A 26,355-nucleotide genomic window follows, 5' to 3' on the forward strand; every position below is an offset into this window, starting at 1 on the left:
GTCCAGCCTCGATTCACCGAATTTCCCCGCTCTGTTCGCACGGGCCCGTCGTGTGGGAGACGAAGCTGCGCGCGAGTTGGTCGATCTCATCCCATCCGGGCCGCGCCCACCGAACAACCTGGCTTGCAGCAACAGGAAGGTTTCGCCAACCGACTTCTCACGTGCCGGATCGATCCTGTTGCCTGGGATCGCCCGCTTCGACGACCGCAGGCGAGGTAACCAGTTTGGACAACGTCATCCAGGCGGAGGGACTCCGCAAGAACTACGGTGATCGACTCGCCGTGCGATCGGTCGATCTATCGGTGCCCGGAGGCAGTGTGCTCGGTGTGCTGGGCCCCAACGGCGCGGGCAAGACGACGCTGGTGCGAATGCTGGCGACGTTGCTCGATGTCGACGGTGGACATGCCGAGGTCGCCGGGTACGACGTCACGCGGCACCCCCGAAAGGTTCGGGAGCGGATCGGGCTGACCGGCCAGTACGCCGCTGTCGACTCCCGGCTGACCGCACGTGAGAATCTCAGGTTGATCGGACGACTGCATCACCTGGACCGGTTCGCGGCGGAGCGCCGCGGCGAGGAACTGTTGCGACGATTCGATCTGCTCGACGCCGCCGACCGGTACGTCGGAACCTACTCCGGCGGGATGCGCAGGCGGGTGGATCTCGCGGCCAGTCTCATCGGCGAGCCGATGGTGCTGTTTCTGGACGAGCCGACAACAGGGCTGGACCCGGCGAGTCGACAGGTGCTGTGGGACAGCATCACCGAGCAGGTAGAAGCGGGTACGAGCGTGTTGTTGACAACGCAGTACCTGGAAGAGGCCGATCGGCTGGCCGACCGGGTCGTCGTGATCGACGAGGGGTCGGTGGCCGCCGAGGGCAAACCGGCCGAGCTCAAGTCCAGGGTCGGCGGTGAGCGACTGCGGGTCGTGGTCCGCGAGCGGAGCGAGTTGCCCGGGGCGATTAGCGCACTGGCTCCGATCGCGCCCGAAGAGCCCGATGTGGACACCGCGACCGGCGAGGTGTCGATCGAGTTGCGGAACGGCGTCGAGTCACTCGCCCAGGCGGCCGAAGCGCTTCGCGGGGCCGGCGTCGAACCCGACGAGTTCGGGTTGTACCGCCCTTCACTGGACGACGTGTTCCTTTCACTGATCGGAGACCGCACGGTCACCGAGCAGTCGGCGCTAGGAAAGGCCCGAACGTGATCGAACTGATGAACGATTCCCGGGCGCTGCTGGGACGGCACATCCGACACCTGGTGCGGATGCCGGAAAAGCTGATCAGCATGACCGTCATGCCCGTGGCCTACGTCGCGGTGTTCGGAGTGCTGTTCGGCAGCGCGATATCCCTGCCCGGAGCCGAGTACCACGACTATCTGATGGCCGGGATCTTCGCGCAGACGATGCTCATGAACGTCTCCGGAACGGGCCTGGGAGTGGCCGACGACCTGAACAACGGCTTGGTGGACCGATTCCGCTCCCTGCCGATCACCAGCACTCCGGTGATGATCGCGCGCACCACCTCCAACGTGCTGTTGACCGTGCTGTCCAGCATCGCCATGTCCGTGGTCGGATTCGCCATAGGCTGGCGCACCGAGGCGGGGCCACTGTCGGTGCTCGGCGGTTTCGGTCTCCTGCTGTTACTGGGTATCGGCATGGCGTGGCTGGGGGCGTGGCTGGGCCTGGTACTGCGCAGTCCGGAAGTGATCAACCCGGTCACCTTCATGGTGATCATGCCGCTGACCTTCCTCTCGAACGCCTTCATACCGCTGAACGGGTTGCCGAGCTGGTTGCGCACGATCTGCCAGTGGAATCCGTTGAGCGTGGTGGTAGCCGCCTGCCGGAAGCTCTTCGGCAACGACATCGCTACCTCGCAGGCCGGAGCACTGGTCGTCCGAAACCCGGAGCCCCGCGCACTGCTGCTCACGGTGGCCCTCTCGGCGATCATGGCGCCGCTGGCTGTACGCGCCTACCGGAAAGCCGCAGCCGGATGACCGGTACCGGAAACATTCAGCTGGCGCGGGGCACGGCCACCCCCGAACCGTCCGACGAAGGACCTCACCTCCCCGCGAGCGGGCAACCGTGGGAACGGATCGGACGATTCCCGCCCGCCGGAGACATTCCGATCGACCACCGGAGCATCACACGATGACCCCTCGTCCCCTGCAACAGCGTCTCGCGGGGCTCCGCGGTGCGATGCCGCGCACTCCGATCTCCCGTCTACCGCACGGCCGATTCGATCTGAGGGCCAAACTGGAGTACTGCAATCCCAACGGCAGCTCCAAGGACCGCTCCGCGTTCTGGATCCTGAAAAACGCCATAGAGCGCGGGGAGATCACCGAGGGGACCACCGTGGTCGAATCCTCCTCGGGCAACTTCGCACTGTCGCTGGCCTCGTTCTGCCGCGTGCTGGGTATCGGTTTCGTCCCGGTGATCGATCCCAACGTGAACGCCTCCACCGAATCCTTCCTGCGAATGCTGTGCGACCGCGTGGAGAAGGTGACGGAGCGCGACAACTCGGGCGGTTTCCTAAGCACGAGGCTGAGCCGGGTCGCACAGCTGCGCTCCGAGCTGGCGGAGGTCTACTGGCCCAATCAGTACGGCAACCCCGACGCGCTGTCGGCGCACTACCGGCTCACCGGTGAGGAGATCTGCGACGAGCTGAGCCACGTCGACTACCTGTTCGTCGGCACGAGCACGGGTGGAACGATCAGCGGTCTCTCGATACGTGCCAAGGAGCGCTGGCCCGACGTACGGGTGATCGCGGTGGACGCCGAGGGATCGGCGATCTTCGGCGGCGAACCGGGCGTGCGCCGACTTCCCGGCCTGGGCTCCAGTATCCGTCCCCCGCTGTGTGAACGGGCGCTGATCGACGACGTGGTGCTGGTGCCGGAACTGGAGGCCGTCCGCGGCTGCCACGCCCTACTTCGCGAGTACGGGCTCTACACGGGAGGCTCCACGGGAAGCGTGTACGCCGCCATCTCACAGTACTTCGCCGGAGACGTGGAACCCCACTCGGACGATCATCCCGTGGTGGCTTTCCTGTGCGCCGATCGTGGCAACGCCTATGCCGACACCGTCTACGACTCGTCGTGGATCGCCGCGACCTTCGGCGAGGACATGAATCCTTCCGCCCATCGTTCGCGGATTCTGCCGGTTTGACTCGTCATCACGGGAGCTGAACATGCCCGAACTATCCGACCTGCCGTTTCGTGTCATCTCCGCCGAGGAGGTACTGGCACGGGTGGCCGCCGACAGACCGGCCTGCGTCGACATGGTGCGACGCGGTTACCTCGCGCACGACGCCCTGCGGAGCGTGGTGCCCCACAGCGGCTTCCTGCGGTTTCCGCACCGGGAGTCGGACCGGATCATCTCGTTGCCCTCCTATTTGGGGGGCGAGTTCGATGTCGCGGGTATCAAGTGGATCGCTAGCTTTCCGGAAAACACGGAGCAGGGGATACCGCGGGCCTCAGCGGTGTTGTTGCTCAACGACTGCGCGAACGGATACCCGTTCGGTTGCCTGGAGGCATCCATCATCTCCGCCACCCGCACCGCGGCCTCCGCCGTACTGGCCGCGGAAACGCTGTCGGGCTCGAGAGAAACCGCCTCGATCGGCTTCATCGGCACCGGGCTCATCGCGGATCATGTCCGGAGGTTCTTCCGTGATCTCGGCTGGAAGGTCGGCGGTTACCGACTGTTCGACCTAGACACGACGGCTGCCGAGAGGTTCGCGGCGCTGCTCGCCGAGGACGGTGCCGACGACGTGGAGATCGTCGACGGCCCGGAGGACGCCTTCGGTGCCGACGTGGTGGTCCTGACCACTGTGGCGGGACAACCGCACCTGCACGATCCGGCTCTCCTGGAGCACAACCCCCTCGTGCTGCACATCTCGCTGCGGGATCTGGGCCCGGAACTGATCAGGAACTCGTTCAACATCACCGACGACGTGACCCACGCCTTGCGGGAGCAAACCTCGCTGCACCTGACCGAGCAGGAGGACGGGCACCACGAGTTCGTCCACGGCACGATCGGCGAGCTGCTCAGCGGCAAGATCGAGCGTGCCGACGACCGAGCCACGATCTTCTCCCCGTTCGGGCTAGGAGCACTGGACCTCGCGGTGGGCAAATGGGTGCACGAGCGTGTGACAGCCGAGGCCGGTGGCACTGCTGTCCCGGATTTCTTCACGGGCGCGGCCGGATAACGTCGATGTTCGGTGTGGGCTCGGGGCGGCCTCCCCGACTCCCCGAGCCCACGAAGCACCGCTAGAACAGTCCCAACCGGGCCGCCCGGACACCCGCTTGGAACCGGCTTCGGGAATCCAGTCTGCTCATGGCGGAGGCCACATCGTTGCGAACGGTGCGGACGCTCACTCCGGTCCGGCGCGCGATGCCGTCGTCGGTCAGTCCCTCCGCCAACAACCGCAGCACCGTCGCGTGCCGCGAGCCCGCGACTCCCGCACCGCCGTCGGAAGTGCCGTCCGAGCGAACCGGTGTAGCCGAGTTCCACAACTCCGCGGCGATCCTGCGCACTTCGGCCACTTGTCGCGCACCGCGAAGCACGCGTACTTCCTCGTCATCACCCACCACGGCGACCGCGTCGTCGACCAGTACCGCTCGAAGCGGGACCGAGCGCACCACGCGCACCTCGAAGCCCTGACTTCCCAGCCAGGCGCTGTGCGCTCGCCGCGATGCCGACCGGATCGCATCGGCCCGCCAGACATTCCGCACGGTCAGGCCACGCCGGGAAGCCCACTCAGGAATCAGCCGGGAGAACTCGTAAGGGGTCTGCTCGCTCTCCGGCACCAGCATCACCACTTCACGGCCCGCGTGCGACACGAGACGCTCCACCACCGCGGCGAGTTCATCGAGTCCGGCCATCTCGAACTCACGTGCCGAACGTCGCTGTTCGCGTAGGTTGATCAACCCCTCGACGGCCTCGGGGCGAGGAACCGGTTCGATTCCACGGGTGGCGCACAGCCGCCGGGCAGCCAGCGCACGCAGGGCCAGGCAGGGTTCGACCGCCCGGACAGCACCGGGCTCATCGGCGGAATCAGCCACCAGCCCTTCCTGTCGCAACCCCTCGACGACCTCTGCCACCCGTTCCACGTCGTAGCTCAGGCACTCGGACAGCTCCGAGAGTCGCGAACGTGGCGAACCGAGTATGGCCCGGTAAACGGTTTCACTCGACCGGGAGATCCCGAGCGGCACGTGATCGACGAACTCCCGTTGACTCGAACGTAACGGTGACTCGGTAAAGACTGTCACGTAACCCCCACGGATGATTCGTGTGCACTCGTCGCTCACAGGTACCGAGGTGATCCTGGCGGTTACCGCGGGAAACCACGTTCCCCCGAATTTTTCGAACTCCCCCGCGAACGGACGTCGCCGATTCCTCCCGCCACAGAACTCTCGCGCGGACAGCGCGCCGCACGAGGAAAAATCGGCCGAACCGTCGCAGGCCCGAGAAACCCGAACCACTCTCGACAAGAGAGAAACACGGTCCATCACGGATGTCAAACCGCCCCAGCGAAACGCGGAACGCCACGAAAGTTAATCCCGCGGAAACGAGTCGAGCGCAGCACGAGAATCACCTGGTAGACGGATTGACAGGAAAATACCGACAGTAGCTTCGAACGCGGAACGAAACCATGAAAAAATCCATATGGAAATTTTCAAATCGGAGCGAAGGAACCACCCGGAGGGTCTCTCCGAATTCACCCCCGCGGGCAGGGCGTCAAAGGAAGTCACCGTAGATCCGCGCGAGTTCGTCCCTGGAATGCACTCCCAGTTTGCGATAGGCGTTCTGCAGATGCGACTCGACCGTACGGGTGGATATCCCCAGGCAACCGGCTACATCAGCCGACGAGCTCCCCGCGAGCACCCGACGCACGATCTGCTTCTCCCGTTTGGTCAGTGGCACTTCGGCCGACCGGGCAGCGGTTAGCAGACTTCTGGCGCCCAACGACTCGGCCAGACCGGCACCGGAGTGCTCCACGCCCGCGGCGGCGACCGTACGACCACGAGCGCGGAACTCACCACCCGCCAGCAGCAGAGCCTCCGCGGCCAACAGCCGCATCCCCTTCTCATCCAACTCCTCGGAGATCCGCACCAGCCCATCCGGTTCCCCTTCCGCGATCGTCCGTACGTAACGGATCCAGCTCGCCACGACCACCCCCTGCAACTCCCCCTCGATCTCGGCCAGCGCACGAGACGCCTCTTTCCCCCGGCCGAGGCGTGCTATATCGAGCAACGTGCGTGCCGCGGACAACAGCGCGCCCGAGCTCCTTGCCGCGGCAACACAGTCCCACAGTTCTTGCCGCCTCCGGCCCAGGTCGGTACCACCACTCTCGAGCCACGCCCTGGCACTGGCGAGCTCGGGCACGAAGCACTCCCGCAGGGGCAACTCCTCGCCCTCTTCCAGTGCGCGTTCCGCCTGTTCCGACTCCCCGCACATGGCAGCGACCTGAGCCAAGTTCCCCAGGCAGGAACCGTGCACGGCTGGGCCCAGACTCGTGGGGCGGCGCCGCATGATGCCCGATGCCTCCAGCAGACACGACATGGCCGTCCACAGATTCCCCGTGAGCATCTCCACTTCGCTCCACGCCGTGGCCCACATCGCCTGCTCCGGAAGTCTGCGATTGCGCAGCGTCTCGTAGTAGCCGGAGCGAGCGCGCCGACGGGCCTCGTGGAATTCCCCCGCGTAGGCGAGCGCGGTGATGGACACGATCTGGTCGAGATCGGACGGCGGACGCTGGTCCGGGCCGGAGACACGTGTCAGGGAGCCAACGGCATCGATCGCCTCGTGCAACCGGCCCGTCCAGGTCAGCGCGCTGACCCTGGCGGCGGTCAGGGCCGGGATCGAGCACTCGTCCACTTCCGCGAGTTCCGCGAGGAGCTCGTGCATCCGTCCCGCGTTCGCCGCCATGCCAACCCGCAGCGCCACCGCGTACTGATACCGCGAGTCCTCGGGTGGTAGCTGTGCGGTGATCTCGTTCACCAGCTCCTCGGCGGCCTTCGCACGGCCGGCGACCATGAACAGGTTGGCGGCCAGCCCCAGAGTGAGGTCGGCACGCACGTCCTTGTCCGAGGTACGACATCTGGCCTGTCTGAAGTAACTCTCCGCCTCGTCCACGCGTCCCAACCACAGCCCGCACTCACCGGCGATGGCCAGTGCCTCGGAAGTCGCTTCGGGAGAGTCCGCTCCCGCGAAACGGCTGAGCTCCCAGCCGATTCCGTAGTCTCCTCCGTCCATCGCGGCACGCGCGGCCCGCAGCACGAGCTCCGTATCGACCTGTTCACCGCGATCCTCGCTGTCACACAGCACGTGAACCAGTTCCGCGCTGGCGATGGGAGTATCAGCGAGCATCGAACGGAGGAGCGCGGAGTGCCGTCTGCGATGCTCCAGCCGGGAGGTGCGTTCGCGCAGCAGGCCTCCGTAGAGGGGATGGGTCAGTCGGACCGAGTCACGCCCCTCCAACCGAATTACGCCCTCGGCTTCGGCCACGGAGGGAACAGGGTGTTCCAACACCCTCTCCAACGCCGATATCGGCAACGTGTCCCCCGCCATCGCCAGCCATGTCGCCACTTCGAGAGTTTCCGGCGAAGCGTGGCGCAACCGGTCGTTCAACAGCTGCTGTAGCCGGTCCGACAACGGCGGGACTTCGACCAACTCCCAGAGACCGTCCTGGGTGCGTGCGATGGCTCCGGCTTCCAGCGCGCCGCGCAGCAACTCCCGCATCCAGAGCAGGTTGCCCTCGGTCGCCTCCGCCACCGAGCGCACCAGGACACCGTTCACCGGCCCTCCGAGGGCCTCGTGCAGGTAAGTGGAGATCTCGGTGATGAGCAACGCGCGCAGGGAGACCAACCGGCCGCCCAGGTCCTTCCACAGCGCGGTCACCGTCTCCGGACACTCCGCGTCGGCGTCCAGAGTCAGCACGACGAGCGCGTGGCCGCTTCCCGCGAGCGCGTGCAACAACGTCGCCGATTCGGGATCGAGCAGCTGCGCGTCGTCGACGGCGACCACTTGGCGGATTCGCGAGGACTGCTCCGCGTACAACGCGACCATGGTGCGAATCAGTTCGGTGGGGGCCGACCATCCCGAAACGTGTTGCGGCAGCATCCGTGCCACGGCACCGAACGGGATGTTCCGCGCGGCGGAGGTGGCCCGGGCGAGCTCCACCGACGCACCGATCTCCTGCGACATTCGCAGGGTGGCGTCGAGCATCCGGGATCTACCGGTGCCCCGAGAGCCGGTGATCGCGATCACCGAACACCGGGGATCGGTCAATCCCTCGTACACTGCCGCGAGTTCGGCTTCCCTACCCACGAATGGTTCACGATCCAGCACGATCGTATTTCTAGTCCATTCGTGGTTACGGGCCAACCGGCTCCAGGCGACGAAAACGGGAAACCGGGACGATGTCCCCGCGTCATTCGCCTGCGGGATTCACGCTGTCGAACTTCGTCGTCGAGAACCGGTTCCCCATGGCGCGGAAGCCGGGCACGCTCGACCTCCCAGCGGGATCGGGAGTCCTGGGTGTTCGGGAGCGGCCCAGCGCACTCGGAACGCTGGACGAACGTGGCGCGGGGTTACGGTTTTTCCCCTTCCCAACGTCGAAGCACCATCGCCGCGTTGCCCCCACCGAATCCCAGGGAATTCACCAGAACCGTACGCGGATCGGCAGCACGAGAGTGGTTCGGCACACAATCCACCGGACACTCCGGATCCGTGGTGCCGTGATTGACGGTGGGCGGCAGAAAGCCGTGCTGCAAGGCGAGAATCGCGGCGGTGCAACTGTGCGCGGCGGCGGCTCCCATGGTGTGACCGATCATCGACTTCGGCGCCGAGACCGGAGGTATCCCGTCGAAACCGAACACTCGGCCGAAAGCCCTGGACTCCAGGGAGTCGTTGATGGGAGTTCCCGTTCCGTGCGCGAGGACCAGGTCGACTTCCGCGGGGGAGATGCCCGCGTTACGCACCGCACCCGCCGCACACGCGGTCACGCTGTCCTCATCGGGTCTGGTGGGATGCATCGCGTCGCAGTTGAGGTGATACTCCAGCACTTCGGCCAGCACTCGCGCCCCTCGGGCCAACGCCGATTCGAGCGATTCCAGCACCAGGACAGCCGCGCCCTCACCGAAGACCACGCCGGCGCGATCCCGATCGAACGGTCTGCACAGATCCGGCGAGAGCGCTCCCATCCGGTAGAACGACGCGAACGTTCGACGGCATACGGACTCGGCACCGCCACACAACGCGAAGTCGACGTCGCCGGCCCGAAGCGCGTCCAGTCCGTACCCGAGGGTGTAGTTGCCCGCGGCACACACGGTGGGCATCGTGGCCACTTCGACGTCGGACAGCCCCAGTTCACGCGCCACCGCCGTGGACAGCCGAGCGGGCCGTATCCGTCCCGCTCTGTTCGGCTCCGCACCGCCGGACGAACCGTGTCCGGAGACCGAAGCCGCCAGCTCGTCCAGATCGAGTGACTCGCCGTCCGTGGTTCCCACCGCTACCAGACCGGATCCCGTCGGCCCTTCGTCGAACCCGGCGTCGGTCGCGGCCATTCGGGCAGCGGCGGCCGAGAACCGACCGACCCTGCCGAATTCCTCGGCATGAACGGTACGCAGCACCTCAGCGGGGTCGAAGTCGGTGACCTCGCACCCGTTCCCGTGCCGGAATCCCGTGGTGTCGAACAGCGATATCGGCCCGGTACCGCACCTGCCCTCGCGCAGCCCCGCCAAATATGCCTCGCGACCGCTGCCGATGCTCGATATCACTCCCAGACCGGTGACCACGACGCGCCGCGTCGAGTTCGCACGGTCCACCGGAACAGGCGTGGACGTGGTCATCTTCTCTCTCCCTTCACACCGGGTGGCCGGAGGTCCGACCGCTCGACAACCGCAGCAGGGTGGCCGCTGCCGTACCGCCGGGGTCGAGCGCACAGATCACCGCGGTTCTCTCCCGCGGCGGCGTTTCCCGTTCGGCGGAAACGATCGCTGCCAACATCGCGAAGACACTCGACACCGAGTCGAGCTCACCGAAGCGGTCCACGCTCGGCACCCGGGCGAGCGCACTGTCGCCGAACACTCCTCGCAGCACCCGGGACTCCAGAAGCCCGAGAGAGCCCTGGGCACCGCTGCCCACCGCTGCCCAGACCTCCGCCGGTTCAGTGCCGGTACGAGTGAGCAGCGCGTGCACGCACTCGGGCAGTGCGGTACCGATCTCATCCGGCAATCGCGTTCTGGTCTCCATCGCCACCACTTCGGCCCGTCCCGCACCATCGTCGGGGACTACCGTCGAGTCGGGACGATCCAGCACCAGCAGTCCGCAGCCCTCGCCCTGAGGCACCACCGTTTCGCCGTCACGCCGGGCCAACCACCCCCTGGCAGGCGAGCACTCCTCGGCGGCGCCGACCAGGACGCGCTCGGCTCTACCCGCTCCGAGCAACCGGTTCGCCTGGACGAGAGCGAGCAACCCCGCCACCCGGCCACCGGCGACGGTCGTGTTGGGGCCGGTGAGACCGTGCCGAATGGCGCACTCGGCGGCCGCACGGTTCATGATGGCGTTCGGCAGCAGCGCCGGATCGACCTCATAGGGCCTACGACCGGTGAGCCCCTGCCGGGTGAACTCCATCGCGCTCTGCGAGCTGCCCGCCGTGGTACCAAGCACCAGGCCGACCCTCTCGGTCTCGGTCAGCCCGGCGTCGTCACCCAGCAGTCGACTGACGGTGGCAGCCGCGAGCCCGGTCAGCCGATCAAGCGAACGAGCGCCCTTGCGCCCCAACAAAGCGGGGATGTCGAAGTCGGGAACGAGACGAGCCCGGCCGGGGGAGTCCAGCGGCCACTCCCACTCGACACGCGTGTCATTCCCGGCATCGGTGCACAGGCCGTCCACGAAAGCCGCACGGCCGACTCCCCCCGGTGAGAGGGCGGACCAGGCGCTGATCAAGGGGCGTCCACCGGGTACGGCAGCGGGGGTCATCGTGCTCTCCCGTCGTGTTTTCCGAAGATCACGACGGCGTTGCTGCCGCCGAAGGCCAGCCCGTTGCTCTGCACGATCCTCAGATCGGCCTCCGCCGCACGGTTGGGTACGCAGTCGATCGGGCACTCCGGATCGAGCTCCCGATGGTTGACGGTGGGCGGAACGAATCCGTGGGTGATCGCGGAGACGCACGCTATCGCCGCCAGCGCACTCGCCGCTCCCATGGCGTGCCCCAGCATCGACTTCACCGACACGGTCGGCGGCGGTGACTCACCGTACACGTCGAGCACCGCTCCGACCTCGGTAACGTCGTTGCGGCCGGTTCCGGTGCCGTGCGCCGAGACGAGATCGACGTCCCGGGGTGCGATTCCCGCGTCCCGCAGGGCCGTACGCATGCAGGAGGCCACGCTCGCCCGGTCGGGTGCGACGGGATGCAGCGCGTCGCAGTTGAGCCCGTAACCGAGCACCTCCGCGTGGATGGGAGCACCGCGCGCCAGTGCGGCACTCCTGCGCTCCAGCAGGAGCATCCCTGCCCCCTCCGACAGGAGAATGCCCGCCCTGTCGCGGTCGAACGGGCGGCACGCGTCGGGTGCCAGCAGCCCCAGCCGCGAGAATCCGCTGAACAGTTTGCGGCTCATGGCATCGGCTCCCCCGCAGAGCGCGAACTCCGCGGCACCGGAACGAACCGCGTCGACGCCCTCACCGATGGCGTGGTTACCAGCCGCGCACGCCGTTCCCGGCACGGACGGGACCGCCGAGGGCAGGTCCAACTCCTGGGAGACCGAGGTGGCGAGGTTGTGCGGCAGAACCGTCCCCGTAGGCAGCGGATCACGAGTCTCTCCGCCGGGAAGCGCCTCGGTTTCCACGAGACGTTCGAGCTGTGGCCCGCCCCCGTTGGTCGTACCGACCGAGATCACCCCGTCACCCCGGAGCGTCTCCTCGGGCGGCCGCGCATCGAGCACGGCCATCCGGGACGCGGCCACCGCGAACCGCGCCGCTCGGCCGAGTCGTTCGACGGGCAGACGCCGGATCCACCGGTCGGGCCGGAAACCGTTCACCTCGCAGCCGACCGGGTGTTCGAAGCCTCTGGTGTCGAAACCGGTGATCGGCGCGGCACCGGTGCGTCCGGCTCGCAGCCCCGCGACATAGTCGGTCAGCTCGCTGGCGATGGGAGACACCACACCCATACCTGTCACCACGACCCGCTCACCGGTGTCGTCACGATCCGGAAAAGTCATCACAACTCCAGTCGCCGGTCGGGGCGCCGCCGGTCCACTCCGCCGGTCCACTCCGAGCCGAGTGACCGCACGTGGTTCGTACGTAGGGGCGGCACGAAGTCTAGGTAAGCGCTCCGTTCCCCGACTCCGGAATTGCCGGTACCTGCAACAGGCGCCGAACCCGCCGCGGGAGGAGCGGAAAGTGATTCGGCGGGAAGCGCGCCCGCTATCCCTCGTTCAACATGGCGGCGAAGCTCCGCGACCATTCCGCTCCCCAGAGCTTCTCCCTACCGGCCACGAAGAAGGGAGTGCCGAACACGCCGTCGCGCTCCGCCCTTTCGAGGACTTTCCCGGCCTGTTCGCGGAGAACGGCATCGTCGGAAACGGCGCGTCGCACCTCCGAACCGAGGCCGAACTCCTCGGCGACACCGCCGATCTCCTCCAGGGTGCACACATCGCGACCCCCCTCCCACCGGGCCCGGTAGACCGCGCCGGCGAACTCCGCACCGCGACCGTGCCGTTCGGCGACGAGATAGGCCAGGTGGGGAACCTCCCAGCTCTCCGACTCCTCGACAGGCCAGCTCATCGTCAGACCACGTTTCCGAGCGATCCGGTTCACGTCCTGCCGCACATAGCGTTCCTTGGCGGCCGACATTTCTCCCCCGGGCAGTCCGGCTCCCTCGCCACGTCCCCACCCGGAATCCGAGAGGTCCCATACCGGCAGCCACTCGATCGCTCGAAACCGTTCCGGGAAGGATTCGCTCAGCTCCTCGAACGCGAACCGGCAGTACGGGTTGTGGAACGAGAAATACCAGCGAGCTCGGTTGCCATCAGTGTTCACGTTGTCCTCGCAGTTCACATCCCGTGTCGGTCAGCCGAGCACCCGCCCCGAGGGGCGCAGGGCGAGTACGGCGCGTTCCAACTCGAACACCCGGTTACCGCTCACTTCGGTGCGTCCTTCGAACAGCAACGTGTCGCCCGCTTCGCGGGACAGCGACACGTGATGCTCCAACACGTCGCCGGGATAGACGTCGCCGTGGAACTCCGCTTTGGCCATGGACCCGAACAGCAGCACTTTGTCACCGAATCCCCCGGCTCGTTCACCACCGAGCGCGGCGAGCAGTGCTGCCGACTGCCCCCAGGACTCGACGAGCAACGAGGCTGGGTATCTCGGATCGGTGTCGTCCGCGACATCCGCGTAGCAGGGTTCGTTGATCGTGACCGCCTTGCGCGCCACGAGCCTTTCGCCCGGTACCGCATCGACGACCCGATCGACGAGCAACATCGGATAGCGGTGCGGCAGCAGGGCACGGATCCGTTGGACGGACAGCACTACTACTCCTCCCGGTACGACAACCGCATGTTGGCCACGGCGAGCTCGGCGCGGTGGACCGAGGCGGAGACCGACCAGGGTTCGTCCCGTCCGGCCGGTTCGGTCCAGCGCAGCTCGATCGTCAGGTGATCACCGGGGTACACCGCGGCGCCGAACTTGGCGCTGCGTACTCCGCTCAGCCTCACGCGCCGTCCCGGCGGACCCCCCTGTACCGCCGTCCGGTGCACGAGGTCGAGAACGCACACCCCGGGGAAGACGGGGAAACCGGGGTAGTGTCCGGCGAAGACCGGTTCCTCGGGCGTGACCTCGACCTCCGCGCGCACCGTTCGGTCGGGCCCCACGGGCTCGTCCAACTCCACCGGGGCCGTCACGGGCGAGACCACGGCCCTGATCGTGCTGTTCACTGTGAGCTCCCGACGAGCGTGTGCGCTCTCGTTGTTCCCCGGATCACCGGTGATCTCCGGACAGGGCGCGCAGCGTCGACTCGTCGAAGGTGACCAGCTCCCACGTCCCGCCGGACCGTTGGGTCATGTAGCCGTGCGTGATTCGCCCGGTGGCAGTGGGTACCAGCCGACCGTCACGAACCACGTAACAGTCCATCCGCGAGGTGTAGAGCAGGCTCTTGAACACCTCTTCCACGGTGTAGACGGTGTAGAGGTCCTCTTCCATTCGCACTTCGTCCAGCAGGTCGAGTCGCGAGTGGGTCACCACCGGAATCCAGTTTCGCTCGTCCAGCACCCGTTTGACGTCGAGGCCCCGATCGGCGAGGAACAGATCGACCACTTCCTCGAGCTGCCGCAGGAAACCGGACATCGGCATCCGGTCGCCGAAATGGCAGTAGAAGTAGGGCACTCGCCATTTCCACCCGAACGCGTTGTCCGCACCGATCAACTCGTTCAGCACGGGATCCTGTCCCGATTCCCGGCCCCCCGTGGTGCCGCGTCCCGAGTCGAGGGCCGTGCGCGGCACCGGCGCCGCGGCGAGCTCGATCGGCTCGGCCGTGCCCAACCGCTCGGTCACGAACCGCTCGAGCTCGGCAGGCACGGGGAACCGCGCGTCCACACCTGGCTCCACGCGCAGCAGCACTTCGAGTACGGTCCTGGCGTTGGTGACGGACCGGCCCGCACGCGACACCGTGGAGGTGACGTCGAACCGCATCCGCGTGTCGTCCGGAGTGTGCACCGGCTTGACGGACAGCGTTGCCAGATCGTCCACGTGCAGGTTCTTCGGCAATCGCGTGTCGATGTGGACGACGTCCAGCCCGAGCCCGAACTCCTCGTAAAGCGTCCCGGGGGCCAGCCCGGCGGAGCGGAAGTGTTCCAGCACCGCGGCCTCGGCCAGGTAGTTGATGTGTCGGAAACCGAGCGAGGTGCTGACGGTGCACCCCTCGTACCCGGGACGCAACCGGGTGCTGCCGCTGGTTTCCAGCAGATTCCGGACGGCTTCGTCCCATGGACCGCCGGTGTCGTGTTCGGCGGTTTCCTGGGTCTTCGAAGTCGGTACGGCGGTCATGCGCTCACCTCGTTCACTGTTTCGGGGGCGGACTGTGGAGTCCCCGGCTCGTCCAGTTCGGCCAGAAATCGGCTCGCGGCGGCCACGAACTGCTCGGGAGCCTCGATCATCGGGAAGTGGCCGCAGTCGGAAAGCGACCGAGCACGTGCGTCCGGCAGGTTCTCGGCCAGCCGGAATCCCTCCTCCGGGGGCGCCGCCGCGTCGGATTCACCGACCAGCACCCGGCACGGCGAGGTGATCCGCTCGGTGAGCAACCAGGGTGTGCTCAGATAAAGATTGAAAAAGCACAACCAGCCGTAGGGCCCGATCTTGCGGCACATCAGTCGTCCGAGCTCCTCCGACTTCTCGTCGGAAAGGCGCCCTCCCGCGTGCAGTCGAATCCCGTCCCGGATCGTTCGCTCGAAATCGTGCAACGAGGTCGTGATCGACTCCCACTCGAAGTCGCCGGGATCGGAGCGATAGAAGGGTGAGACGAACACCGTTCCCGGGGTTCTTTGCCGACGCGGTTCGACGTCCCCGGAACGAGAGGTGCCGTACTCGGCCGGATCGAGCGAACCGTTGGCCAAGGCATCCAGCAGCAGACTCGCGGACAGCGAGTGAGCCACCAGCAGATCGAGCCCACCGGGAACGAGTTCCATCGCCGTACGCACCCACCGGGAGGAGTCGCCGCTCAACGACCACGTCGCGTCGAAGCCGCCCCGCCAGGGCAGATCGGCCGCCCAGACCTCGGTGTCCTCCGGCCAACCGCGCGAAACGGCGTTCCACACCGCCGCGCTGTTGGACAGTCCGTGCAGCAGCAGCACGCGGCGGCGGGGGCACTCCGCCGCCACCGTCCGGTGCAGTCGCACGGCGGCTTCGACACCGTTTCCTCGATCCGGTGATTCGATCGGCCCCGGTTCTTCGCCACTCACCGGTACTCCTTCGCCGACTCCAGGACGACACCCGCGCTCGCGTCGTCCGCGTCACTTCCGGCTACGGCATGGACCGATCCGTGCTCTCCCGAGTCGAACCAGCCCACCGCGGCCACGCACTGCAGCACACCGAGCGCTCCCGAAGCCGCCCCCCAGGTGGCGGAAAGGTCGGTTCGCGCCACTCCCGTCAACAACCGCTCCGGTAGCGATTCCCCGTCCGTTTCCGGCACCAACCACATGCCGGGCCGCGTTCGGACGTTGCCGCTCAGCAGTTCGAGGCATTCGGACACACCCGATGAACGAACACAGCTCACCAGTTCCGCGCGCGTCCGCGCGCCGCGCTCCCGCGCCGCCTCGGCGGATTCCAGGACCATCGCGGCCGCACCGTCGAGGCACCGTCGCTTTCCCGTGAAGGCGCGCACCGTTTCGTTGTCCGGTTCCACTCCGAGCACCAGGACCCGATCGGCTCGTTCGGCCCGCAGCAGCAGACTTGCCCACCGCACGGCGTCCACTCCGGAGGTGGGGCCGTTGCACAGCGTCAGGTTCGGGCCGCGCAGTCCGAACCTGATAGCTATCTCGGAGGCGATCACGTTGCTGGACGCGTTCGCGGTGTCCATCGGGCTGACCCCACGCGTGGTCTCGTCCGCTATGGTCCGAGCCACCCGGCAGACAGTGTCCAGATTCCCGAGGTTCGAACTGACCACCACCGCTGTGGCCGGATCGGCCCTGCCGTCCTCGCCGAGCAGCTCGGCGTCCCGCAGCGTCAGCAGCGCGGCGGCCAATCCCAGGGTCGTCGCGCGGTCCTTGTAGCGCAGTCCCTTCCTGCCGAGTACGGCGGCCGGATCGACTCGCTCGCCGGTCGGCTGCCGGGTGAGCAGATCGGTCGCTTCCGAAGCCCCCGGCAGCATCGGAAACGTTCCCGTGATCACGTTCATGGGTGCGACACCTCCAGGACCGCCACGGCGTTCACTCCGCCGAAGCCGAAGGCGTGCACTTGCGCCAACGACATCGATTCGGTGACCGGCCGCTCGCTCACCAGCCGGATCCCCTCGGCTTCCGGAGTCGGCGTGGTCAGCCCCGTGATCGGTGGGACCACTCCCGTTTCCAGGGAACGCACCGCCGCGACCAGACCGAGCAGTCCGGCGGAGCCGGAAGTGTGTCCGGTCATCGACTTGATGCCGGTTACCAGCGGTCGACCGACGCTGTTCCCGAAGACTCGGTGCAGCGACTCGGCCTCCACCTTGTCGTTCATCGGCGTACCGGTGGCGTGCAGCATCACCATGTCCACATCGGATGCTTCGACTGCCGCTCGCCGGTGCGCCTGGCGAATGCTCTCCGAGACGCCGTCCGGATCCGGCGCGGTGACGTGGTGCGCGTCGCAGTTGATCCCCACCGAACGCAACGACGCTCTGGGACCGGCATCGACCGAGTCGGATGCGCGCAGCACCACCGCGGCCGCGCCCTCACCCATTACGGCCCCCTTACGATCCAGGTCGAACGGGCGCGGCCCGTCGGTCGGCACCTGTTGGAACCTGTCGGTGAGGCCGAACATGCTCTCGGTGATCACGTCTGCCCCCGCCACGACGACGGTTTCGGTCTCGCCCAGTTCGATCAGATCGGTTCCCAGCGCGAGCGCGTACAACGAAGCCGAACAGGCACCGGAGAGGGTGTGCGTGTCGGCCGCTCCCAGCCGTCGGCGGAGTGCTGTGCCGAAGTGCAGGTGCTCGGCCCGGAATTCCGCCTCGTCACGCCACCAGAGCTCGGCCGATCGCAGCTCGCGGAGGCCGGTTCCGACCAACACCGGGACCTCGGTCGGGCCGGTGTACGAATCGTCGAGGTCGATTCCGGCATCGGCGAGGGCTTCCTCGACGGCCCGCAGCAGGAATCCGGTCGCGCGTCGCGGCTCGTCCACTCCCGGCTCGGGACGATCGTCTATCTCGAACAACCGCTGCGCGTTGTATCTGGTCCGATCGAATCCACGCATCTCCGCGAGGGCGCCCCGCCCCGAACGGAGATTCTCGAAAACGGTGTCGACATCGGCACCGATACCGGCCACCGCGCCGAGACCGGTTATTCCCACCGTCATACGGCCACTCCTTCCACCCTGTCGTGCCGAAATCCCGGAAGGCACGACGAGCGTGGTTCACAAAAGCACGCGTACTCGTTTCCGGAGCCGTATCGCACGAACCGGAGAATCACCCGAAAAGGGTGTCACGTCCAGCGCTCGTTCCGTTTGCGGCAACGAGCGTTGGTGTTCGGCCCGACAACGTGCTACGAGAACTCGGCCGGTTCGGCCTCCACGATGCTCGAAGCGCCGAGTCCGGCGGACGAGCAGTCCCCGGAACCGACCCGGCCACCGGTACGGACGGGGGAGAACCTTGCAGGTTCCGGCAGCCGCGGGAAAACGGACATGGTGGAATCCGTCTTCGGACGGTAGAACAGGGATCACACGATTCTTGCGGAATCCCGCCCGGTTTCTCGATGAGGTCCAGTATTCCGCCCCGGCACGACAAGCGGTTCGAACAGAACAGGAGGCCGAGAAACATGACGACTTCGGTGAACGAGCGTCACGCTCGGATCAAGGAACTCGTATGCGAGGTCCTCGAACTCGACCAGGAGGAAGTAACCGACACCAGCCTGTTCATCGAGGACCACGAGGCGGACTCGCTGCGGGCCATAGAGATCCTGGCCTCCCTCGAAAAGGAATTCGGCATAACCATCGACCAGTCCGAGCTGCCGCAACTGGTGAACCTGGAAAGCGTCTACACCGTTGTGGACCGCGAGATGGGGTGAACCGCTCACCGCATTACGAATCGGTGCCCGCGTCGGTGACGCGGGCACCGGCTTTTCGGGCACCGGCGTAGTGGGCAACCGATCCGCCTCAACCACACCCCCCGGCGTGCCCGTAGTCCAGGGTCCACACGGCTCTCCCCGACTCGTCGTCAGCCGTGCTCTCGGACGACACTCGGGGAGAGCGGACCTCCTCGACGAACTCCTCCAAGCGGTCCACTCCCCAGAAGCGGGCGGAACCGGTGACGAAGAACGGCACTCCGAAGACCTCCTCGGCACCGACTTCCAGCAGGCACCGTACCCCGCGCTCGCGCAACCCGGGATCGTCCGAGGCGGTGGCCAGCTCGTCCGGATCCAGCCCCAGCGATTCGCCGATCTCGGCCACCGTCGAGCGATCGCAGATGTCGCGTCCCTGTTCCCATCGAGCTCGATACGCCGCCGCCACGTACTCGGCTCCGCGCCCGTGATCGTGGGCACGCAGGTACGCCAGATGCGGCACCTCCCACACCGGCTGCCTGTCCAGCGGCCACTTCATCGCAGTACCGGATTCCCGGGTGCGGCGAGTGACGTCGCGCAGGATGTAGAGGTTCTTCGCACGGGACATCTCCGTGTAGACGACCGAACCGCCCATGGCGCGCAACGCACTCTCGGTGGACTCGTCCGGCTCCCACGTGGGTATCCATCGCAGTCCGTGAACCAGGTCCCGGTGACGCTCGACGAACCGCAGGTAGGAAAGCCACGAGTACGGACTCCGCAGCGAAAAGAAGAACTTCGCACGTGGTTCCTCCGGCATGTGAGTTCCTCACTCTCCGAGCGGGGTGACCACCGACGGGGCGACGTGGTCCCGGTACAGCGCCTCGACGAGCTCGGCGCGGTTGTCGACGACGGCGGTCGCGTTCACGTACCCCTTGTCGGTGATCTCGCCCGCCTCGATTCGGGGCGGACCGGCCAGCGGCAGGAACCGTCGCACTCGCGCGGAGGGGGCGGAATCCGCGTTGGCCGCTCGCAGGGCCTCGGCCAGCGTCTCTCGCAGCTTCTCGTGTTCGAGCAGCTCGGCGATGTCCGCGGCGGAGGTTCCCAACAACTCATTGGCCGGCTCCAGGTTGATCCAGCCGAGTGCCGCCACGTACGGCCGATTCGTACCGAGCAGTACGACATCGGTGATGAGGGCGGTCGCGTCCAACAACGACCGGCGCACCCGCGCCGTGGATATCCATGTGGCATTGCTCAGCTTGAAGTTCTCGGCCGCCCTGCCCTCGAACACCAGCCCTCGGGCGGGGACGGTCTCGTCGACGAACCGAGTGAGGTCACCGGTGCGGTAGTACCCCTCGTCGTCGAGGTCCAGCGATTCACCACCGAGATAGCCCGGGGTGACGGAGGGACCGTGCACCCGGGTTTCCAGCCCCGTCCCGTGCGGTACGAGCTTGACCGAAACGCCGGGAAGCGGAATGCCGATCCCGGACTCGGCCGACCCGTGTGTCGAGGTGGCCGCCGGTCCCGTTTCGGTCGCTCCCCAGGAGGAGACCACGGCTATGTCGCGCCCGCTGGTGGCGCGTGCGATCCTCGCCAGACGGGTGCGGAGTTCCCCCGGCATGTCCGCGCCGGCGTAGAGCAGGATCCTCGCTTCGGAGAAGATCCGCTCACCGAGCGCGGGGTCGCGCTCCACGCGATCGGCCAACATGGCGTACCCGGAAGGCACGTTCACGCATATGGTGGGAGGAACCTCCCGTAGGGCCTCGATCGTGCGCTCGAAGTCCGCATCGCTCGGTTTGCCGTCGTCCAGATGGATAGTGCCGCCGTTGTAGAGCGCCAAATGGAGATTGTGATTGCCGCCGAAGGTGTGGCTCCAGGGCAGCCAATCGGTGAGTACCGGTGGCTCATCCGCCAGGAACGGCCAGATCTGCCGCAGCATCTGCTGGTTGGCGCACAACATCCGATGAGTGTTGCGCACCCCCTTCGGAGTGCCGGTGGATCCGGAGGTGAAAAGGATCTTGGCCACGCTCTCCGGAGTGACTGCCCGACGCGCCCGCCGCACCGCCTCGGAGGGTTCGGTGGCGCACAGTTCACCGTAGGTGAGCTGGCCATCGCCGGGGGAACGCGAAACGACGGGAACACAGCTTCCCGCTGTGGCGGAGACCACCGTACGAAGCGCTTGCCGATAGGTCTCACCGTCCTCGGCGTACACCGCCCCGGGGGTGACGAGTTCCGTCATGGCGCGCAACCGCTGATGATCACCGGAGCGCAGCGAGTAGGCGACACTGACGGGGACAACCGGGATGCCGACGGTGTAACAGGCGAGCGTGATCATCAGATGTTCGAGCGAGTTGCCGGACAGCACCATCATCGGGCGCGTGCCGTCCAGCCCCCGAGCGAGCAACGAGGCGGCGATGCGCAGGGCGCGGGCCGAGCTGTCGGCATAGCTCGACGAACACCATCGCCCCGCGGAGTCCCGTTCGGCAGCCAGGACCCGATCGGGAGTGTGCTCCGCCCAGTACCGGAGTACCTCGCCGAGTGAGTCGGGGTGTGCGGCCAGTGGTTCCGCGGCACGCAGTACCCGGGTGCCGTCCGGCCGTTCCTCGTCCAGGACGTCGTGGGACGCAAAGGTCGCGAGAGTCATCACGCATCTCCTTCGAACGCGGCGGTGCGCAGCTGCCCGGAAGCGATCAGCGAGGTCACTGCTTCGATGTCGCCGTCCAACGGCCTGTCCCGCTCGAGGAAATCCGATACACCGCGGATCCGCTCGTAGACCGCGCGGGTGGCGTTGGTGAGCACCTCGGTTCCGCGAAGATCCACGGCCTGGCACAACGCGATCAGGTGGATCGCGGTGACCTGCTGGGCGAGCTCCACCACCGAACGGGCGTCGCGCGCGGCGATGGTGCCCATGCTGACCTTGTCCTGGTTGTGGGCCTCGGTGGACCGCGAGAACGAAGTCGCGGGATTCGTCAACTTGAGTGCCTCAGCGGTGAGGGCGGAAGCCGTGAGCTGCATCCCCTTGAACCCGTGACACAACCCGGCCTCGTAGTCCTCGGCTTCCGTCCTGGGCGCGAGGTTCGGGGTCAGACCGTTGTTGAACTTCTCGTCGACGATCAATTCGAGCTGCCGGTCCAGCATGTCGGCGACGCTGGCGACAGCCGTCTTCAACGAGTCCATGGCCTGTCCGACATGGCCGCCGTAGAAATTGCCCCCGTTACGGACGACCGAGTGCTGCACGTCGAACAGCGGGTTGTCGTTGGAGGAGTTCACCTCGACCGAGAGCCACTTGTTCACCCAGTCGACCGTGTCCCGCAGTACTCCGGCGACGTGCGGACAGCAACGGACCGAGTAGCGGTCCTGGATCGGGCGTTCCAGAACCCGAAAGTCCACGTCCGGAGCCGCTTCGGACTGCCCTGCCAGATACTCCGCCTCGTCGACCAGCATGTTCCGGATGGTCTCGGCGCTGGTGATCATCCCCGGGTACGGCTTCTGCTCGGCCAGGAAACCGGCGAAGTGTCCGGGGTTTCCGAGCAGCACCTGGGAAGCGAGCGCGGTGCACACCTCGGCCGCGTGGGCCAGCTGCTCGGCGTCGTGCGCGGCCAGAACAGCGTAGCCGGACATGAACGAAGTGCCGTTGACCAGCGCCAGCCCCTCCTTCGGCTCCAGCGATATCGGCTCCCGCCCGACTTCGCGCAGCGCCTGCCACGCTGGTTTGCTCTCTTCGCGGTGCCACACGGTCGACTCGCCGGTCAGCATTCCCGCCAGATAGGCCAACGGAACCAGATCCCCACTGGCACCCACTGACCCCCGTTCCGGAATCCGCGGCAGGATCCGCTCGTTGATGCAGTCCACCAGCAACTCGACCAGTTCCGGGCGTACGCCCGACCATCCCCTCGCCAGGCAGTTCGCCCGCACGATCATGGTGGCCCTGGTCACATCGTGTGTCGCGTGTGGTCCGATACCGCAGGAGAGGAAACGGACCAGGCTGTGCTGCAGCGAACCGGACTTTCGTTTGGAGATCTGACGAGTGTTGCTGTCACCGAAACCCGAGGTGACTCCGTAGATGGGTGCTCCGGTGTCGATGAGCTGGTGTTTGAATTCGTCGGATCCCGCGATCCGCTGCCGGGCCCCCTCGGAAAGTTCCACTGTCCCGGCCCGCGGGTCCCGGGCGAGGCGGACGATGTCTTCGAGTGCCACGTCGTGACCGTCCAGCGTCATACTGCCGACGTGCTGGCACGGAACGAGCGATTGTGTCATGCGCGCCCCTGCGTAACTGTTCGTTCTCCGTGAAGAAGTTCTTTCCGGGACATCAGTGGATACGGAACAATCCGCAGCCGACTTGCCCATCGGGATCCACCGAAGTGACGAGGAGAATGTTTCCGCCCGGAACGGGATCGCGTCTTGCCCGGACGAATCCGCCCAGCAGTTGGAAACAGCCGGATGCCCCATCGGTATCGCCGATCAGATGATCGACGGCGAATGTCCTGGGCTGGTCGCGGATCGTGCTGCTGACGGCGTGCAACTCCTCGATCCGCGTGGCTCCCTCCGGAGCGGACACGGCGACGGCCCACACGTCCTCGGCGACCAGCCCGGAACGACGCAGTGCCCTCGTGATCCGGTGGGCCAGCACCTCACCCGCGGACTCCACCGACGTCGCCGTTCCGAACTCGAGCGCGAGGATCCCGATCAGGTTCGAGCGACCGTGTCGCCGGGCGGACTCCTCGGATTCGGTCAGAAAGACGCACGCGCCCTCACCGAGCGGTGACCGACGTTGCCCGTGAGCCTGCTCGACCAGACGACAGCGCTGCTGGTTGAGATCCTCGATCGCGCCTGCCAGGACGACGTCCGCTCGACCACGCTCGTGCATCCGTCGCGTGTAGTTGAGAGCCGAGAGCCCGGTGAGCCTGCCCGTGGTCACGGTCGAGTTGAGTCCCTTGAGACCGTAGCGGATCGCACACTGCGAACTCGGATAGTTCATCGCGCTGCCGGGCAGCAGCTTGGGATCCACATGGTACGGCGCCGTTCCGGTCAGTGACTCCCGCATGATGCTCATCGAGCGATCGGCCGTCATCATGGCACCGCCCAGCACGATGCCACGTCGCTCGGCGACGGTGCTTTCGGTGTCGTACTCGTCGAGCAGCAGTCCGACGGTCCCCATCGCCAGGGCAGCGGGCCTGCCCAGCCTGTCGATGTTGACGGAGTCGTCGCCGAGCACGGAACGCACGTCGAAATTCGGGACCCGCGCCACCCCGGGAACGGGCCGACCGTCATCGGAATCAATTGTGGACAGCGCACACCGTTCGTCCCCGATTCCCGACTCGAACGCGGAGAAGCCGATACCGTACGAGGAAATCACAGAAAACCCGGAGATAATCACGAATAACTGCCCGCCCTTCGAAAACGATCGGCACGCTTGGTGCCGCGGACCGGGCTCGCCCGGCGTCGGCTTGCTCCACTCATCACACTGTTCTCGTCCACGAATCGCGGCGGTTTCCGCCGTCGAACGGTGTCCGGTTCCGAATGTCGTCCCCGGGTAAAGCCGGTGATCCTCCCGGGCCGTGTGCTGTGCGTCGACTCCGCCGAGGACGCTAGACCAGCTCGGCACGACGCGGGAAGCCAACGAAGCTCACCCTGCAGCTTCCGGCAACACCCGGTTCCCGAGAACGGTCACTCGCCGACGAGCGGGGGCCGCGCGCCGCGTCCGCGCGGGCAGTGGAGCTCCCCGAGTCGGGCGAGGCATCACAGCAACTCCAGCAGCGCGTGCAGCGCCGGGTTGTCGTTGCCGTTCCGCCAGGCCAGGTGCAGCTCCACCGGTTCCGGTTCGGGCAGGCGCACCTCCCGGAACACGACACCGTCCAGCCGGAGCCGGGTGGCGATGGAGGGCACGAGGGTGATCCCCAGCCCCACCTCCACCAGCGCCAGCAGGGTGTGCACCTGGCTCACGTGCTGCACGTAGTTCGGCCGCACCGCGGCATCCCGGAAGACGCCCACCAGCAGCTCGTGGAAGTAGCGCGCCTCGGAGGGCGAGTAGGTCACCACGTCGGCGCCGTCGAAGGCGCTCAACTCCAACGGTCCGGGTTCCGAGGCCAGCGGGTGTTTCACGGGCAGCGCCGCCAGCAGCGGCTCACGGCGCAGCAGCCGGGAGCACAGGTCCTGCCTGCCCGGCGGTCGCACCAGCCCGAGGTCGAGCGCTCCGGAGGAGAGCCGTTCGAGCTGCTCCCTGGTGACCAGTTCGCGCAGCACGAGCTCGACGTGCGGCAGGTGCTGTCGAGCCGTGTCGATCATCCCGCCCAGCACACCGTAGGCCGAGGTGGCGGTGAATCCCACCCGCACCACCCCTTCCTGGCCCTCGGTCACCCGACGCACCGAGAGCGCGGCGCTGTCGGCCTCGTAGAGCAGCCTGCGAGCGTCCGGCAGGAACGCACGCCCGGCCGGGGTGAGCCACACCGTCCGGCTGTCCCGGTGGAACAGCCGGACCTGTAGTTCCTTCTCCAGTTGCTGGATCTGCCGACTCAGCGGGGGCTGGGTCATGCGCAGCCGCTGCGCGGCCCTCCCGAAGTGGCCTTCCTCGGCGACCGCGACGAAACCGGACAGCTGGGTCAGTGTGAACATCGATGCTTTCGGGGTATTGGTGGATGCTTAATCGGAGTTAGACGTGCATCGATGGTTAACTCTAGCGTCACCTCCAACCAACGTTCTTAACCGGAGGAAGACGAACCGATGCCCCACCTCTCACCATCCGAGGTCGCCCGACGGCTGGCTTCCGGGCTGCTCTCGTTCCCGGTGACACACTTTCGGCAGGACCTGAGCCTCGACGAGTCCGCCTACCGCGCGAACATCCGATGGCTGGGCGGGTACGGGGCCGCCGGGCTGTTCGCGGCGGGCGGGACCGGGGAGTTCTTCTCCCTCACCCCGGCCGAGGTCGAGACGATGGTCACCGCCGCGGTCGAGGAGGTGCCACGGGACCTGCCGGTGATCGCCCCCGCCGGATACGGCACGGCCACCGCGGTGGAGATGGCCCGGGCCGCCGAGCGGTCGGGAGCGCACGGACTGCTGTTGCTGCCGCCCTACCTCACCGAGGCCGACCAGGAGGGGCTCGCGGCGCACGTTCGCCGCGTCTGCGCCGCCACCGACCTCGGCGTGATCGTCTACAGCCGTGCCAACGCGATCTTCACCGACACCACGGTGGCGCGACTGGCCGAGGACTGCCCGAACCTGATCGGTTTCAAGGACGGCGTCGGCGACATCGAGCGGATGACGCGCATCTACTCCCGCCTGGGCGACCGCCTCACCTACATCGGAGGGCTGCCCACCGCCGAGACGTTCGCACTGCCCTACCTGGAAATGGGTGTGAGCACGTACTCCTCGGCGATGTTCAACTTCGTGCCCGAGTTCGCCCTGCGGTTCTACGAGGCGGTGCAGCGCCGGGACCGGAACACGGTCCACCGCTACCTGAACGAGTTCGTACTGCCCTACTGCGAGATCAGGGACCGCCGGGCCGGTTACGCGGTCAGCATCGTCAAGGCGGGCATGCGGGCGATCGGCCGTCCCGCGGGGCCGGTGCGGACGCCGCTGGTGGATCTGGACGAAACCGAGCAGGCGATGCTCGACAACCTCGTGCAACGGATCTCGAAGGAGTGAGAACG

At 66.8% G+C, this 26,355-nt stretch carries 23 protein-coding genes; 6 read left to right on the plus strand and 17 right to left on the minus strand.

Annotated elements, in window-relative coordinates:
- The first annotated feature begins 224 nt into the window (after positions 1–224).
- The 4 genes from BM150_RS01155 (at position 225) to sbnB (ending at position 4,194) form a co-directional block, all read left to right on the plus strand.
- Positions 225–1,199: an ATP-binding cassette domain-containing protein gene (locus BM150_RS01155; protein WP_092922410.1), complete on the plus strand. Its 975-nt coding sequence runs from the start codon at positions 225–227 to the stop codon at positions 1,197–1,199.
- Positions 1,196–1,987: an ABC transporter permease gene (locus BM150_RS01160; protein WP_092922413.1), complete on the plus strand. Its 792-nt coding sequence runs from the start codon at positions 1,196–1,198 to the stop codon at positions 1,985–1,987. Before BM150_RS01155 ends, BM150_RS01160 begins: the two co-directional genes overlap by 4 nt.
- Positions 1,988–2,141: 154 nt before the next feature.
- Positions 2,142–3,155: a 2,3-diaminopropionate biosynthesis protein SbnA gene (gene sbnA, locus BM150_RS01165; protein ID WP_092922416.1), complete on the plus strand. Its 1,014-nt coding sequence runs from the start codon at positions 2,142–2,144 to the stop codon at positions 3,153–3,155.
- Between the two features lie 22 nt (positions 3,156–3,177).
- Positions 3,178–4,194 (plus strand): 2,3-diaminopropionate biosynthesis protein SbnB, encoded by a 1,017-nt coding sequence (gene sbnB / locus BM150_RS01170; protein WP_092922419.1) that lies wholly within the window; start codon positions 3,178–3,180, stop codon positions 4,192–4,194.
- Between the two features lie 61 nt (positions 4,195–4,255).
- Here the strand turns inward: sbnB and BM150_RS01175 are convergent, their stop codons facing one another.
- The 12 genes from BM150_RS01175 to BM150_RS01230 all read right to left on the minus strand — a co-directional run bounded on the left by BM150_RS01175 (position 4,256) and on the right by BM150_RS01230 (position 18,032).
- The gene (locus BM150_RS01175; RefSeq protein ID WP_175496619.1) at positions 4,256–5,257 is read right to left on the minus strand and encodes a helix-turn-helix transcriptional regulator; all 1,002 of its coding nucleotides are present in this window, start codon (positions 5,255–5,257) and stop codon (positions 4,256–4,258) included.
- A gap of 469 nt (positions 5,258–5,726) precedes the next feature.
- Positions 5,727–8,339 carry a helix-turn-helix transcriptional regulator gene (locus BM150_RS01180; RefSeq protein ID WP_092922425.1) on the minus strand — a complete coding sequence of 871 codons (2,613 nt, stop codon included), beginning with the start codon at positions 8,337–8,339 and terminating at the stop codon, positions 5,727–5,729.
- 242 nt (positions 8,340–8,581) lie between these two features.
- Positions 8,582–9,841: a beta-ketoacyl-[acyl-carrier-protein] synthase family protein gene (locus BM150_RS01185; RefSeq protein ID WP_092922428.1), complete on the minus strand. Its 1,260-nt coding sequence runs from the start codon at positions 9,839–9,841 to the stop codon at positions 8,582–8,584.
- A gap of 13 nt (positions 9,842–9,854) precedes the next feature.
- Positions 9,855–10,973: a beta-ketoacyl synthase N-terminal-like domain-containing protein gene (locus BM150_RS01190; protein ID WP_092922431.1), complete on the minus strand. Its 1,119-nt coding sequence runs from the start codon at positions 10,971–10,973 to the stop codon at positions 9,855–9,857.
- Positions 10,970–12,211: a beta-ketoacyl-[acyl-carrier-protein] synthase family protein gene (locus BM150_RS01195; protein ID WP_092922434.1), complete on the minus strand. Its 1,242-nt coding sequence runs from the start codon at positions 12,209–12,211 to the stop codon at positions 10,970–10,972. Before BM150_RS01195 ends, BM150_RS01190 begins: the two co-directional genes overlap by 4 nt.
- Before the next feature lie 205 nt (positions 12,212–12,416).
- Positions 12,417–13,031: a 2-hydroxychromene-2-carboxylate isomerase gene (locus BM150_RS01200; RefSeq protein ID WP_175496620.1), complete on the minus strand. Its 615-nt coding sequence runs from the start codon at positions 13,029–13,031 to the stop codon at positions 12,417–12,419.
- 30 nt (positions 13,032–13,061) lie between these two features.
- A complete protein-coding gene (locus tag BM150_RS01205) occupies positions 13,062–13,523 on the minus strand; it encodes a 3-hydroxyacyl-ACP dehydratase FabZ family protein (RefSeq protein ID WP_217641291.1) in 462 nt (153 codons plus the stop codon).
- A 2-nt stretch (positions 13,524–13,525) separates the two neighbouring features.
- Positions 13,526–13,927 carry a 3-hydroxyacyl-ACP dehydratase FabZ family protein gene (locus BM150_RS01210; RefSeq protein WP_092922440.1) on the minus strand — a complete coding sequence of 134 codons (402 nt, stop codon included), beginning with the start codon at positions 13,925–13,927 and terminating at the stop codon, positions 13,526–13,528.
- Between the two features lie 43 nt (positions 13,928–13,970).
- The gene (locus tag BM150_RS01215) at positions 13,971–15,035 is read right to left on the minus strand and encodes a thioesterase family protein (RefSeq protein WP_217641292.1); all 1,065 of its coding nucleotides are present in this window, start codon (positions 15,033–15,035) and stop codon (positions 13,971–13,973) included.
- Positions 15,032–15,946: an alpha/beta hydrolase gene (locus BM150_RS01220; protein WP_092922443.1), complete on the minus strand. Its 915-nt coding sequence runs from the start codon at positions 15,944–15,946 to the stop codon at positions 15,032–15,034. Before BM150_RS01220 ends, BM150_RS01215 begins: the two co-directional genes overlap by 4 nt.
- Entirely contained in the window at positions 15,943–16,881 is a 939-nt protein-coding gene (locus tag BM150_RS01225) for a beta-ketoacyl synthase N-terminal-like domain-containing protein (RefSeq protein ID WP_092922446.1), read from the minus strand. Before BM150_RS01225 ends, BM150_RS01220 begins: the two co-directional genes overlap by 4 nt.
- Entirely contained in the window at positions 16,878–18,032 is a 1,155-nt protein-coding gene (locus BM150_RS01230; RefSeq protein WP_092922451.1) for a beta-ketoacyl synthase N-terminal-like domain-containing protein, read from the minus strand. Before BM150_RS01230 ends, BM150_RS01225 begins: the two co-directional genes overlap by 4 nt.
- A gap of 458 nt (positions 18,033–18,490) precedes the next feature.
- Here BM150_RS01230 and BM150_RS01235 point away from each other — a divergent pair, with 458 nt between their 5' ends.
- Positions 18,491–18,739 (plus strand): acyl carrier protein, encoded by a 249-nt coding sequence (locus tag BM150_RS01235; RefSeq protein WP_092922454.1) that lies wholly within the window; start codon positions 18,491–18,493, stop codon positions 18,737–18,739.
- A gap of 88 nt (positions 18,740–18,827) precedes the next feature.
- On the opposite strand, the gene BM150_RS01240 is transcribed toward BM150_RS01235, so the two are convergent.
- From BM150_RS01240 to BM150_RS01260, 5 genes are all read right to left on the minus strand, one after another.
- A complete protein-coding gene (locus tag BM150_RS01240; RefSeq protein ID WP_092922457.1) occupies positions 18,828–19,529 on the minus strand; it encodes a 2-hydroxychromene-2-carboxylate isomerase in 702 nt (233 codons plus the stop codon).
- A gap of 9 nt (positions 19,530–19,538) precedes the next feature.
- Positions 19,539–21,353: an AMP-binding protein gene (locus tag BM150_RS01245; protein ID WP_092922460.1), complete on the minus strand. Its 1,815-nt coding sequence runs from the start codon at positions 21,351–21,353 to the stop codon at positions 19,539–19,541.
- Positions 21,353–22,966 (minus strand): HAL/PAL/TAL family ammonia-lyase, encoded by a 1,614-nt coding sequence (locus BM150_RS01250; RefSeq protein ID WP_092922463.1) that lies wholly within the window; start codon positions 22,964–22,966, stop codon positions 21,353–21,355. Before BM150_RS01250 ends, BM150_RS01245 begins: the two co-directional genes overlap by 1 nt.
- A 52-nt stretch (positions 22,967–23,018) precedes the next feature.
- Entirely contained in the window at positions 23,019–24,065 is a 1,047-nt protein-coding gene (locus BM150_RS01255) for a beta-ketoacyl synthase N-terminal-like domain-containing protein (RefSeq protein ID WP_092922466.1), read from the minus strand.
- A gap of 383 nt (positions 24,066–24,448) precedes the next feature.
- Positions 24,449–25,321, minus strand: a complete 873-nt coding sequence (locus BM150_RS01260) for a LysR substrate-binding domain-containing protein (RefSeq protein ID WP_092922469.1) — start codon at positions 25,319–25,321, stop codon at positions 24,449–24,451.
- 108 nt (positions 25,322–25,429) lie between these two features.
- Here BM150_RS01260 and kdgD point away from each other — a divergent pair, with 108 nt between their 5' ends.
- Positions 25,430–26,350, plus strand: coding sequence for a 5-dehydro-4-deoxyglucarate dehydratase (kdgD, locus tag BM150_RS01265; protein WP_092922472.1), 921 nt, complete (start codon positions 25,430–25,432; stop codon positions 26,348–26,350).
- Positions 26,351–26,355 lie beyond the last annotated feature (5 nt).

The sequence above is a fragment of the Actinopolyspora alba genome (assembly GCF_900112765.1).
Lineage (GTDB): Bacteria > Actinomycetota > Actinomycetes > Mycobacteriales > Pseudonocardiaceae > Actinopolyspora > Actinopolyspora alba.